Source organism: Aeromonas sp. TS_SC_11 (assembly GCF_057318915.1).
In genome coordinates, this window is the sequence record NZ_CM170470.1 from 1,417,501 (window position 1) to 1,430,098 (window position 12,598).

At 56.0% G+C, this 12,598-nt stretch carries 7 protein-coding genes, 1 tRNA gene and 2 rRNA genes; 6 read left to right on the forward strand and 4 right to left on the reverse strand.

Annotated elements, in window-relative coordinates; genetic code table 11:
• The first annotated feature begins 20 nt into the window (after positions 1 to 20).
• The 3 genes from AC1P02_RS06680 (at position 21) to AC1P02_RS06690 (ending at position 3,320) form a co-directional block, all read left to right on the forward strand.
• Positions 21 to 2,910, forward strand: a 23S ribosomal RNA gene (locus AC1P02_RS06680).
• A 121-nt stretch (positions 2,911 to 3,031) separates the two neighbouring features.
• Positions 3,032 to 3,146 (forward strand): 5S ribosomal RNA (rrf, locus tag AC1P02_RS06685).
• Positions 3,147 to 3,243: 97 nt separating this feature from the next.
• Positions 3,244 to 3,320, forward strand: a tRNA-Asp gene (locus AC1P02_RS06690).
• A 1,333-nt stretch (positions 3,321 to 4,653) separates the two neighbouring features.
• Here AC1P02_RS06690 and AC1P02_RS06695 read toward each other — a convergent pair.
• From AC1P02_RS06695 to kefF, 4 genes are all read right to left on the reverse strand, one after another.
• Positions 4,654 to 5,640: a helix-turn-helix transcriptional regulator gene (locus AC1P02_RS06695; protein ID WP_005316508.1), complete on the reverse strand. Its 987-nt coding sequence runs from the start codon at positions 5,638 to 5,640 to the stop codon at positions 4,654 to 4,656.
• A gap of 296 nt (positions 5,641 to 5,936) precedes the next feature.
• Positions 5,937 to 6,323 (reverse strand): SirB2 family protein, encoded by a 387-nt coding sequence (locus AC1P02_RS06700; RefSeq protein WP_256686741.1) that lies wholly within the window; start codon positions 6,321 to 6,323, stop codon positions 5,937 to 5,939.
• The gene (kefC, locus tag AC1P02_RS06705) at positions 6,320 to 8,176 is read right to left on the reverse strand and encodes a glutathione-regulated potassium-efflux system protein KefC (RefSeq protein WP_485184652.1); all 1,857 of its coding nucleotides are present in this window, start codon (positions 8,174 to 8,176) and stop codon (positions 6,320 to 6,322) included. Before kefC ends, AC1P02_RS06700 begins: the two co-directional genes overlap by 4 nt.
• A gap of 64 nt (positions 8,177 to 8,240) precedes the next feature.
• The gene (gene kefF / locus AC1P02_RS06710; protein ID WP_096117690.1) at positions 8,241 to 8,840 is read right to left on the reverse strand and encodes a glutathione-regulated potassium-efflux system oxidoreductase KefF; all 600 of its coding nucleotides are present in this window, start codon (positions 8,838 to 8,840) and stop codon (positions 8,241 to 8,243) included.
• Between the two features lie 262 nt (positions 8,841 to 9,102).
• Between kefF and AC1P02_RS06715 the strand changes: the two genes are divergently transcribed.
• The 3 genes from AC1P02_RS06715 to AC1P02_RS06725 all read left to right on the forward strand — a co-directional run bounded on the left by AC1P02_RS06715 (position 9,103) and on the right by AC1P02_RS06725 (position 12,283).
• The gene (locus tag AC1P02_RS06715) at positions 9,103 to 9,426 is read left to right on the forward strand and encodes a hypothetical protein (RefSeq protein ID WP_021140156.1); all 324 of its coding nucleotides are present in this window, start codon (positions 9,103 to 9,105) and stop codon (positions 9,424 to 9,426) included.
• A 49-nt stretch (positions 9,427 to 9,475) separates the two neighbouring features.
• A complete protein-coding gene (locus AC1P02_RS06720) occupies positions 9,476 to 9,907 on the forward strand; it encodes a DUF411 domain-containing protein (RefSeq protein ID WP_485184654.1) in 432 nt (143 codons plus the stop codon).
• Positions 9,908 to 10,141: 234 nt separating this feature from the next.
• Positions 10,142 to 12,283 (forward strand): S9 family peptidase, encoded by a 2,142-nt coding sequence (locus tag AC1P02_RS06725; RefSeq protein ID WP_485184656.1) that lies wholly within the window; start codon positions 10,142 to 10,144, stop codon positions 12,281 to 12,283.
• Positions 12,284 to 12,598: the final 315 nt, after the last annotated feature.

The following is a 12,598-nucleotide window of genomic DNA, read 5'->3' on the forward strand; positions in this document are numbered from 1 at the left end:
GACACTTCTTGGGGTTGTATGGTTAAGTGACTAAGCGTACATGGTGGATGCCTTGGCAGTCAGAGGCGATGAAGGACGTACTAACCTGCGATAAGCTGTGAGAAGTCGGTAAGAGACGCTATTACTCACAGATTTCCGAATGGGGAAACCCACCCAAGATAACTTGGGTATCGTTACATGAATACATAGTGTAACGAGGCGAACCGGGAGAACTGAAACATCTAAGTACCCCGAGGAAAAGAAATCAACCGAGATTCCCTCAGTAGCGGCGAGCGAACGGGGATTAGCCCTTAAGTTTCTTGGAAGTTAGTGGAATGGTCCTGGAAAGGCCAGCGATACAGGGTGATAGCCCCGTACATGAAAACGACCTTGAAGTGAAATCGAGTAGGGCGGGACACGTGACATCCTGTCTGAATATGGGGGGACCATCCTCCAAGGCTAAATACTCCTGACTGACCGATAGTGAACCAGTACCGTGAGGGAAAGGCGAAAAGAACCCCTGTGAGGGGAGTGAAATAGAACCTGAAACCGTGTACGTACAAGCAGTGGGAGCCCTTCGGGGTGACTGCGTACCTTTTGTATAATGGGTCAGCGACTTACATTTTGTAGCGAGGTTAACCGTATAGGGGAGCCGTAGGGAAACCGAGTCTTAACTGGGCGTCTAGTTGCAAGGTGTAGACCCGAAACCGGGTGATCTAGCCATGGGCAGGTTGAAGGTTGAGTAACATCAACTGGAGGACCGAACCCACTAACGTTGCAAAGTTAGGGGATGACCTGTGGCTGGGGGTGAAAGGCCAATCAAACTCGGAGATAGCTGGTTCTCCCCGAAAGCTATTTAGGTAGCGCCTCGGACGAATACTACTGGGGGTAGAGCACTGTTTGGACTAGGGGGTCATCCCGACTTACCAACTCCATGCAAACTCCGAATACCAGTAAGTAATATCCGGGAGACACACGGCGGGTGCTAACGTCCGTCGTGAAGAGGGAAACAACCCAGACCGCCGGCTAAGGTCCCAAAGTTCTGGTTAAGTGGGAAACGATGTGGGAAGGCTCAGACAGCTAGGATGTTGGCTTAGAAGCAGCCATCATTTAAAGAAAGCGTAATAGCTCACTAGTCGAGTCGGCCTGCGCGGAAGATGTAACGGGGCTCAAACCAGGCACCGAAGCCGCGGATTCATACTTATGTATGAGTGGTAGGGGAGCGTTCTGTAAGTCTGCGAAGGTGTATCGAGAGGTATGCTGGAGATATCAGAAGTGCGAATGCTGACGTAAGTAACGATAAAGGGGGTGAAAAGCCTCCTCGCCGGAAGACCAAGGGTTCCTGTCCAACGTTAATCGGGGCAGGGTGAGTCGACCCCTAAGGTGAGGCCGAAAGGCGTAATCGATGGGAAGCAGGTTAATATTCCTGCACGACTTGTAATTGCGATGGGGGGACGGAGAAGGCTAGGTGGGCCAGGCGACGGTTGTCCTGGTGAAAGTGCGTAGGTGGTGTTTCTAGGCAAATCCGGAGACACAACACTGAGACACGAGACGAAGCCACTACGGTGGTGAAGCCATTGATGCCCTGCTTCCAGGAAAAGCCTCTAAGCTTCAGATTACAAGTCATCGTACCCCAAACCGACACAGGTGGTCGGGTAGAGAATACCAAGGCGCTTGAGAGAACTCGGGTGAAGGAACTAGGCAAAATAGAACCGTAACTTCGGGAGAAGGTTCGCTCTTGACAGTGAAGTCCCTTGCGGATGGAGCAGTTGGGAGTCGCAGTGACCAGATGGCTGGGACTGTTTATCAAAAACACAGCACTCTGCAAACACGAAAGTGGACGTATAGGGTGTGACACCTGCCCGGTGCCGGAAGGTTAATTGATGGGGTTAGCGCAAGCGAAGCTCTTGATCGAAGCCCCGGTAAACGGCGGCCGTAACTATAACGGTCCTAAGGTAGCGAAATTCCTTGTCGGGTAAGTTCCGACCTGCACGAATGGTGTAACCATGGCCATGCTGTCTCCACCCGAGACTCAGTGAAATCGAATTCGCCGTGAAGATGCGGTGTACCCGCGGCTAGACGGAAAGACCCCGTGAACCTTTACTACAGCTTGGCACTGAACATTGAACCTACATGTGTAGGATAGGTGGGAGGCTTTGAAGGCGTGACGCCAGTTGCGCTGGAGCCGTCCTTGAAATACCACCCTTGTATGTTTGATGTTCTAACGCAGGGCCCTGAATCGGGCTCGCGGACAGTGCCTGGTGGGTAGTTTGACTGGGGCGGTCTCCTCCCAAAGAGTAACGGAGGAGCACGAAGGTTGGCTAATCCTGGTCGGACATCAGGAGGTTAGTGCAATGGCATAAGCCAGCTTAACTGCGAGACGGACAGGTCGAGCAGGTACGAAAGTAGGTCATAGTGATCCGGTGGTTCTGAATGGAAGGGCCATCGCTCAACGGATAAAAGGTACTCCGGGGATAACAGGCTGATACCGCCCAAGAGTTCATATCGACGGCGGTGTTTGGCACCTCGATGTCGGCTCATCACATCCTGGGGCTGAAGTCGGTCCCAAGGGTATGGCTGTTCGCCATTTAAAGTGGTACGCGAGCTGGGTTCAGAACGTCGTGAGACAGTTCGGTCCCTATCTGCCGTGGGCGTTGGATGATTGAAGGGAGTTGCTCCTAGTACGAGAGGACCGGAGTGAACGAACCTCTGGTGTTCGGGTTGTCACGCCAGTGGCACTGCCCGGTAGCTAAGTTCGGAATCGATAACCGCTGAAAGCATCTAAGCGGGAAGCGAGCCCTGAGATGAGTCATCCCTGACCCCTTGAGGGTCCTAAAGGGCCGTTGGAGACCACAACGTTGATAGGTGGGGTGTGTAAGCGCGGCGACGTGTTGAGCTAACCCATACTAATTACCCGTGAGGCTTAACCATACAACACCCAAGAAGTGTTCTAAGGCTTGTAGCAAATTGAAGAACTACTACCTAATTCAGTGATAGCGAAGCCAACAGGCAAATCGTTATTCACGTCAGCTTTCTCAGATTGAAGAATTTGCCTGGCGGCCATAGCGCCGTGGAACCACCTGATCCCATGCCGAACTCAGAAGTGAAACGCGGTAGCGCCGATGGTAGTGTGGCATTCGCCATGCGAGAGTAGGACACTGCCAGGCACCCAATTAAACAGTTGTGCAGACATTGCATGATTGGCCGAGAGGATGACACCTCTGATAAGCGGCAAAAGATTTAGCGAAAAGCTAGCCAAATAGCGGAGCGGTAGTTCAGTTGGTTAGAATACCGGCCTGTCACGCCGGGGGTCGCGGGTTCGAGTCCCGTCCGCTCCGCCACTAAATTGAGAAGCCCAGTCTAACGACTGGGCTTTTTTCATTTCCGAAACTGCAAAGTCAGCGGTCACCATAACCCACCTCCTCTTCCTTTCTCCACGCCGAGGCATCTGGATGTTCGCCGTTGGCTGTCTCCTTGCCATTGGCAGCCTAGTCCCTGCCTGCGCCCCCTTATGCTTGAGCCGGACAGCGTCCTCCCGTCTGCCCTGCCAATAAATTGAGAAGCCCAGTCTAACGACTGGGCTTTTTTGTGCATTTTTGCCGAGTACAACAAGGCCCTCCTGCTTGGGCAGGTCTTTTGTGTTCCTGGCTACGGAGTAGCTAGCTTTGAGCTTTAGTAGATTGCCATTGCATTACCAGCTGGATGGATATCTTGGCCTCGTTATGCAAGGTGGTGGCTAGGTTTAAAAGCGCTCAAGCCATGGGGAGATACGAAGTGTGATGTAAGGCCGGAGGCGTTGGTCTGCCAGAAAGAGCCAGCAGGGCGCTTGAGAGATGCATATAAAGAAAAGGGGACGGCAGTTGCCGTCCCCTCAAGTCATCTAGTCCAGTCCATGAACTGCAATGCTCCCTGCGATCCCTGACTTTATCCTGATCCTTCGGAATATCCCCTTCCCAATCCGTTGAGGTGTCCTGTGACCATCCTGGTCTGGCAATCGTTCCTGATTGCTGCACTCTCTCCATCCTGGAGGTGTCCCTTACCACATCCTGTGGTGTTCCTTGCGTCGTCCTGACAGATAACCATCCGGGCTATCTCGCTTCATCCTGAAGCTGTCCTGCTCGCATCCGGCGAGGTCCTGTTCTTCCTGAAGAGCGGTAATCCGTACTGCTCTGCCTCATCCCGAGGTGTCCGCAACCACATCCTGTGGTGTCCTGTTCAATCCGTTTGATAACCGTCCGGTTACCTGCCTCATCCTGAGGTATCCCTGACCACGTCCTGTGGATTATTCCCTGTTTATGCGCTGTTCCTGCATCCTGCCGAACCAGCTTCGTCCTTGTGAGACTCATATTAAGGGAAGCGCACAGAGGAACAAGGGAGGCCATGCTCTTATCTCTGTGACTCAGCCTGATCCAATTTGGCTATTAACAAGATAAATCCATAATAATCATTATCTTAGTTTGTTTCACAGGAAAGGATATTGATTCAAAGATGGCTTCGCGTACGGTGCAACACAGTGGCCTCTTACAGCCACTATGGCGGATCTCTCACACGCAAAAACAGGGGGAAAACGATGGTACAAAGCGGCTCAATTCAACTGGCAAGAGTTAAAAATTAGTTGAATAGATATGCTTTAAAAGAATACAAAAAGCCGAGGCTGAGCTCGGCTTTTTGGGATTAGCTAACCCGGCTGCCTGGTGTCGGGTATGCCTTGCGCAGTGACTCTGGCGCCAGCACTTCCAGGTTGCCGCTCATGTTATTGAGCCAGGTGCGAAATTCAGGGGTGTCCTGGACTTCGGTCTCCACCACGACACTGCGCTTGTCATAGCGAGTCATGCGTGGGTTGTGGCCCGGGATCTGGCCATCGACCAGGGTCGGGCAGTTTGCATCAATGCGACCGACAAAGCGGATTGGACCGCTGACGTCCTGGTAGCCCTGGTCACGGATCAGCTTCTGGATATTGAAATCCTTCGGCTGGGTTGCGCTGAAGTTGGTCAGTTCCACGCCCTTGATGTGATCGAACGGGATGCCGTATACCTTGGGATCCAGCTCGGACAAAGTACAGAGCAGGGTCGGACCATCGGCCTGATTCAGGATGCCGAGCGGATTGATGCGGTCATAGCAGAGCCATACTGTACGCTCCTTGATGACGCGCTGTATCTCGGCGCTGAACTTGCGACCACGCCAGAGAGCATCGCGGATCAGGGTGCTGCGACGGATCTCCGGGTTGCCGGCAAACGGACGCGGTGACTGATGTACGCTCTCGAGCCAGCGTTCGGCCAGTTCGCTCTGGCTGTCGCGGATCACCTGGCTGGCCTTGTCGATCAGCGGATTCAATTCGGTCAGCACACTTGCCGGTAGCAGTTGGCTTGCCTGATCACTCCATGTTTTCAGGGCCACCGCCAGCGACAACGGCATGATATTGGCGAAGTCGTTGAGGCCATGGCGCTCAAAGCACCAGCCGTGGGGTTTGCTGCGCTCATCCGAGGTGAGGTCGAACAACCCCATGCCGGACATCTCTTCCAGGTCCCGTTGCACGGTACGCAGACTGACATGGATACCTTCCTCTTCCAGTTTTACCTGAAGTTGGCTGGCGGTCAGCTTGTAAGGGCGGTGCGGGATGCAACGCGCCAAGGTCAGTTGTCGTAACAGCTTCTTACTCATGGTGCATGCCTTCACTGGTTTAGCGTTGAGTGTATCCTAGCCATGGCGTGCGACAGTCTATGTCGCAAGTTTTGCTGCGACAACTGTCGCCATTTTCATACAAACGTCATTAACTACATGATATTAAATATGATTACTGTTTTGGTGGGTGGCAATTGAGGCTTTTAATTGATGAAAAAATCGAAAATTAAAGTGCTGTCTTGCGGTTTTTAGGGAGAAGAAAAAATAGAAATCACGTTAAAGGGCAGAAGATGATGTGGAGGGAATGGCCTCCCCCCACCAGATGGACATTCTCGTCAAGCCAACCAGGACCAGGCCGACTTGGTCATGGCGGCTCCCACCATGTAACCAAACACTGCCAGTGCGGCGACACCCGCCACAAGCCTCTGGCTGCGAGCAGGCCGTTTTAACGCCATGACGCCGAGCCCTATGTAGACCACCAGGGCGATCAGCTTGGCCATCAACCAGGGTTGTTGACCCGGGCTCATCTGCAACGTGACAGCCAGCAGCACTCCGAACAGCAGCAAGAAGGTGTCGTTGACGTGGGGCGCTATCTTCAGCCAGCGCTGTTGCAGACGCGGGCTGGCATTGAGAGAGAGCATCCAGCGATAGACAAACAGCAGCAGGCTGACGATGGCGAGGGTCATGTGCAGGTGTTTGAGCAGAGGGTAATAGGCAATCATATTGCTTCCTTGTCGTTGTCGGGCAGACCGCTGTTCCAGTTGTGAGCGTGAATACGCTCTTGTCCTTCCTGATCGTCTTGCAACAGATCGGAAAGGATGTCCCTGTATTGCAGGCTCTTGTTGATGTAGGTGTGTTCGTCGTCCAGGTAATTGGCCTGCTCCCGCAGCAACCAGTTGTCGTGTTGTTTGAAGGTCTGTCCCGCCCGCCAGGCCTGGTTGGCCCGAAATCCCAGCTGGGTCAGCGCTTCCACCCCCAGATCCACGGCGGAACCCAGGGTTTCCCGATGCACGCTGTCCACGCCGTGGCGCAGGATCTCGTGAGCATGGGGTCTGTCTTGGGCACGCGCCAGTATCTTAAGGTGCGGGAAGTGTTTCTTCACCATTTCAATCACTTCAAGCGAGGTGGCCGGGTCATTGATGGATAGTACCAGCAGTTTTGCCTTGTGGGCGCCGGCGGCATGCAGCAGATCGAGCCGGCTGGCGTCGCCGTAGAACACCTGATAGCCGTACCTGCGCAGCATCTCTATCTGACTGGCGTCCTGCTCCAGTATGGTTGTGCCTATGCCGTGGCCGTGCAGCAGGCGCCCCACTATCTGGCCGAAGCGGCCGAAGCCGGCGATGATGACGGGGTGCTCCACCAATTCAGGTTGCTCGTGCTGCGGCGAATCGCTGTGGGTACGGTAATCGAACCAGGGCTGGATCACCCGATCGTTGAGGATCAGCAAGAGCGGCGTCAGCGCCATGGAGAGGGCCACCACCAGGGTGAGCAGCGATATGGTGTCGCCAGGCAGCACCTTGTTCTGGGAGGCAAACGAGAAGAGCACGAAGGCAAACTCGCCACCCTGTGCCAGCGCCAGCCCGAAGGTCCAGCGCTGGTTGGGCGAGATACGAATGACAAAGCCGAGCGCCATCAGCACCAGCCATTTCAATGCCATCAGGCCGATCACCAGCGCCGGGATGAGAAAGGGGTGTTCGGCAAACAGGCTGAAGTTGATTCCGGCGCCCACCGACATGAAGAAGAGGCCGAGCAGCAAGCCCTTGAACGGCTCTATGTCCGCCTCCAGCTCGTGGCGATATTCGCTGTCGGCCAGCACCACGCCGGCGAGGAAGGAGCCAAGGGCAGGGGAGAGCCCCACCGACTCCATCAGCACTGCGATGGCGATCACCAGCAGCAGGGCGGCGGCGACGAAGATCTCCCGCATGTGGGACTGGGCGATGGCGCGAAACACGGGCCGCATCAGGTAGTGGCCGCCCAGCACTATGCCGGAGATGGCCGCGACCACCAGCAGGCCGTGTTGCCAGCCAGCCAGCTCCGCACTGCCATTGCTGGCCACCGGTGCTACGGCGAGCAGCGGCAGGATCGCCAGTATGGGAATGACGGCAATGTCCTGGAACAACAGCACCGCAAAGGCGGATCGACCGCTCTCGCTCTGCATCAGTTTGCGCTCCTGCAGGCTCTGCAACACTATGGCAGTGGAGGAGAGCGCCAGGATGAGGCCGATGGCCAGTCCCTGCTGCCAGGGCAGTCCGATGAGATATACCACGCCAGTCAGGGCACCTGTGGTGAGCAGCACCTGCAGGCCGCCGGTGCCGAGTATGGGCCCCTTCAGCTGCCACAAGAGGGCAGGGCGCAGCTCCAGCCCGACCAGAAACAGCATCAGCACTACCCCGAACTCGGCGAAGTGCATCACATCCTTCTGCTCCCCCACCAGCCCCAGCAGGAAGGGACCTATGATGATGCCCGCCAGCAGGTAGCCAAGCACAGAACCCAGCCCCCAGCGTTTGGCCAGCGGCACGGCGATCACCGCCGCCGAGAGGTAGATAAGCGCATCAAACAGTAATCCGTGACCCATCAGCCCGCCCTCCGTTTAAACGTCTGGCCAAGCTCATGGAGTCGGCCAAATAGCTGACAGTGTTTCATGAGAGCACCTCCAGCAGATCCCGCAGATAAGATTGCCCCGCGAGCTGATCGGGGGTCAGTTGCTCGTCGCGCAGGGCACACAACAGCTGGCGATAATCCTGGCCACAGCGGCGCAATGCCTCCGGATCCTTGATCTTGTGAAAGGAGTGGAGCACGAACGGGGGTAGCCAGGTCATGCCGCACAGTTGTGCCGTTTGCTGGAACGGCAGCAAAAAGTCGAGCAGTGGGCGGCTGTTGTAGCCTGCGCTGCAATAGGACTCGGGGGCGCCACCCGTGGTGATGGCACTCAGCCACTGCTTGCCATTGAGGGCATGGGCCTCGGGACCGTAGGCATAGCCGTATTCCAGCACCAGGTCCATCCACTCCTTCATGATGGCGGGGCAGGAGTACCAGTAGAAGGGGTGTTGAAAGACGATGATATCGTGTTCCGACAGCAGGGCCTGTTCCTGTTTTACATTGATGAACATGTCCGGGTAGTGCTGATAGAGGTCGTGAACTGTGACGCCCTCCAGCTCTTCGATAGCCTGCAACAGCTGCTTGTTGGCTCTTGAGCTCTGCAGGGCCGGGTGTGAAAAGATAACCAGAATGCGTTTCATGGGGTCATAACCTGAAGACTGAGCCTGGTACTGGCAAAAACCAGTACTGGCGAAAATGAAGATGCATTGAGCGGTGACGTTATCAAGAAGTGCCATGGCCCGCCAGTTCCGGGATCAGGTCCCGTTACGCCGGACGCGGGGATCCGTGGGTGAATCGCGCCCCGCCAGACTACTTACATCCCGCGAACCATGGAGGGGAGGGCTTGACCCTCCCCCTGGGCCAGAGGTTACCATAGGGCTCTTCTGCTTAATGAGTCATGTCATGGTTCTGACCCGTCGCCAACTCGCTCGCGCCCGCCGCTGGCTCCCCTTGTGGAGTCTGCTGATGGTGCTGATGTCGTTTGGCAGCCGGGCGGCGACCGATCTCTGTACGCTGACCCCCCATTGCAGCCAGAGCGAGCGTACCCTGGAGAAGGCCATGCCGTGTGGCAGCTTTACAGCGGCGCTCGCCATGACGGTGCTCACCAGCGACAGCCTGACGGTGGCCGTGCTGGAGCCTGACAGGCCTGAGTTTATTTCCCCTTCCCTGTATACGCCGGATGCGCCGCCCGAGCGGCTGGAGCGTCCTCCTCGTCATCCCGGTTGAGTCGAGTTTCCCCATTTTTTTGGGTATTTCTTCTTATCCGAGGTGAGTCATGTACAAGTCCCTGTTACTGGCCCTGCTGGCCGGCAGTGTCAGCTTCTCCGCCCTGGCTGCGGAGCGGATGACTGTCTACAAGTCCCAGTATTGCGGCTGCTGCAAGACCTGGATCAAGCACATGGAAGAGAACGGCTTTAAGGTCAAGGTCGTCGAAACCGAGCAGCTTGAACCCATCAAGCAGCAGTACGGCATCACTCCGCAGCTGGCGTCCTGCCATACGGGTGTGGTCAATGGCTATGTGGTGGAGGGACATGTACCCGCTGCCGACGTGCAGAAGCTGCTCAAGGAAAAACCGGCGATCCGCGGCCTGACCATTCCGGGCATGCCCCAGAGTGCGCCAGGCATGGATATACCGGGTCAGCCCTATCAGGTGCTGAGCATCAGTCATGAGGGCGCGACCAAGACCTGGTCGAGCTATCCCGGCTGACGCAAACTGGTCATGAGCAGACACAACTCCATCATGTGAGGCACACCTGAGCGAATCCGTGTCGCTCATGGTCAGGTTTGAGGGCCACTGTCGCGAGACAGTGGCCCTTTTACGTGTTCTGGCGGGTTTTGCGCTGATAACTTGCAACTGGGGGCGACAAGGGGCAGATTGTTGGCCACACCAAGGAGCCAAGGCTCAGGTTTGCCAACCCTTTTAAAGCGCAAAGGATGCGAGATGTTCACCTTTTCCCGAGGGCTTCTGCTGCTGGCTTGTCTGGCCGCCGTCCCCTGTTCATATGCCAATGATGAGTCCGCCATGCCCACAAGTGACACCCTGATCCAGCCTCCCGTGGCCGCCAAACATCCTCATACCATCAAAAAACACGGGGATGCCCGGGTCGACAACTACTACTGGCTGCGGGATGACGAGCGCCAGAACCCCGAGATGCTGGCCTACCTCAAGGCTGAAAACGCCTATACCGATGCCATGCTCAAGCCGACCCAGCCGCTGCGCGATCAACTCTACAAAGAGATGGTGGCCCGCATTCCCCAGCAGGATGAGTCGGTGCCCTATGTGAAGAATGGCTACCGTTATCAGACCCGTTATGAGCCGGGCAAGGAGTACGGCATCTACTCCCGCACCCGGGTCGGGGAGAAGCACGCCGATGTGATGCTCGACAGCAACCAGCGCGCCGAAGGGCACGAGTTCTATGCCCTGGGCGCCCTGGAGGTGAGCCGCAACAACCGTTGGCTGGCGGTGGCGGAAGATTTCCTCTCTCGTCGTCAGTACCAGATCCAGTTCCTCGATCTGGAGAGCGGCCAGTGGGCCGGCGACAAGTTGGAAAATACCTCTGGCAATCTGGTATGGGCCAACGACAGCAAGACGGTGTTCTACGTGCGCAAGCATCCCAAGACACTGCTCCCCTATCAGGTCTATCGCCACGAGCTTGGCTCGGATCCGGCGAAAGACACCCTGGTGTATGAGGAAAAAGACGACACCTTCTACGTCAGCCTCTATGCCACCACCTCGGAAGACTTCATCGTCATCGCCCTTTCCAGCACCACAACGGGCGAGGCGCGTCTCATCGACGCCAACGTGCCGACCCAGGCGCCGCGGCTGTTCCTGCCCCGTCAGGTGGATCACGAATACAGCCTGGATCACTACCGTGGCCGCTTCTATGTGCGTTCCAACAAGGACGGCAAGAATTTCGGCTTGTACGAGACCAAAGAGAGCCCGGTCGATCGCTGGAAATCTGTGATAGCTCCCAATCCGGACGTACTGCTGGAAAGCTATGCCCTGTTCAAGGAGTGGCTGGTACTGGAGGAGCGCAACCAGGGCCTGACCCGGCTGCGCCAGATCAACTGGCAGAGCGGCGAGGAGAAGGAGATCGCCTTCGACGATCCCGCCTATGTCACCTGGCTTGCCTACAACCCGGAGCCGGATACCAGCGCCCTGCGCTATGGCTACTCCTCCATGACCACCCCCGCATCCACCTATGAGCTGGATATGACGAGCGGCAAGCGCACCCTGCTCAAGCAACAGCCGGTGGCGGGCTTCAAAGCACAACTGTATGCCAGTGAGAGGCTCTGGATCACGGCCCGTGACGGCGTGTCCGTGCCGGTGTCACTGGTCTATCGCAAGGACAAGTTCAAGAAAAACGGCCACAACCCGCTGCTGGTGTACGGCTACGGCTCTTACGGTGCCAGCATGGATCCCGACTTCAGCACCGCCCGTCTGAGCTTGCTGGACAGAGGCTTCGTCTATGCCATCGCCCATATACGAGGGGGCGAGGAGCTGGGCCGTCACTGGTATGAAGATGGCAAGCTGCTGAAAAAACAGAATACCTTCAACGACTTCATCGACGTCACCGAGGCGCTGGTGGCGCAAGGGTATGGCGCCAAAGATCAGGTTTATGCCATGGGCGGCAGTGCCGGTGGCCTGCTGATGGGGGCCGTCATCAACCAGGCTCCCCAGCTTTATCACGGCGTGGTCGCCCAGGTGCCGTTCGTGGATGTGGTCACTACCATGCTGGATGAGTCGATCCCCCTCACCACGGGGGAATACGACGAGTGGGGCAACCCGAACCAGAAGCGTTACTACGACTACATGAAGGCTTATAGCCCCTACGATCAGGTCAAGGCACAGGCCTATCCCAATCTGCTGGTCACCACTGGTCTGCACGACTCCCAGGTACAGTATTGGGAACCTGCCAAGTGGGTCGCCAAACTGCGCGAGATGAAGACGGATGATAACAAGTTGTTGCTGAATACCGACATGGATGCTGGCCATGGTGGCAAATCCGGTCGCTTCAAGGCTTACGAGGACATAGCGCTGGAATTCGCGTTTATTCTGGATCTGGCCCAAGCCGGCAGCTGAGAAAAGATGACACAGGCCCTTGCACTGCAAGGGCCACAAAAGAATCCACTGTTGGTTTCTATTGCTTTCATCAGGTAGCAGATGGAATTAATCTTTGGTAGAAAAATGAATGATCGACGTCATAATTTTCGATATTTAATTCCATCATTTTGCCATTTTGTTTGATTTGTGTTGGCGGAATGTGCTTAATCGGAGTGCTTATAACTTTTTCTTTGGCCCCTCAGGGGCCAAATTATCTTCAACTGGCACGAGGCTGGTTAACTCACCGCAGGATAGAGGGTGATTTTTGGGAATGGCGTTGCTGCCCAACCCTTT

Coding starts and splice junctions, on each gene's coding strand:
- AC1P02_RS06695 (WP_005316508.1), bottom strand. CDS start 5,640: ATGAGTAAGAAGCTGTTACGACAACTGACCTTGGCGCGTTGCATCCCG.
- AC1P02_RS06700 (WP_256686741.1), bottom strand. CDS start 6,323: ATGATTGCCTATTACCCTCTGCTCAAACACCTGCACATGACCCTCGCC.
- kefC (WP_485184652.1), bottom strand. CDS start 8,176: ATGGGTCACGGATTACTGTTTGATGCGCTTATCTACCTCTCGGCGGCG.
- kefF (WP_096117690.1), bottom strand. CDS start 8,840: ATGAAACGCATTCTGGTTATCTTTTCACACCCGGCCCTGCAGAGCTCA.
- AC1P02_RS06715 (WP_021140156.1), top strand. CDS start 9,103: ATGGTTCTGACCCGTCGCCAACTCGCTCGCGCCCGCCGCTGGCTCCCC.
- AC1P02_RS06720 (WP_485184654.1), top strand. CDS start 9,476: ATGTACAAGTCCCTGTTACTGGCCCTGCTGGCCGGCAGTGTCAGCTTC.
- AC1P02_RS06725 (WP_485184656.1), top strand. CDS start 10,142: ATGTTCACCTTTTCCCGAGGGCTTCTGCTGCTGGCTTGTCTGGCCGCC.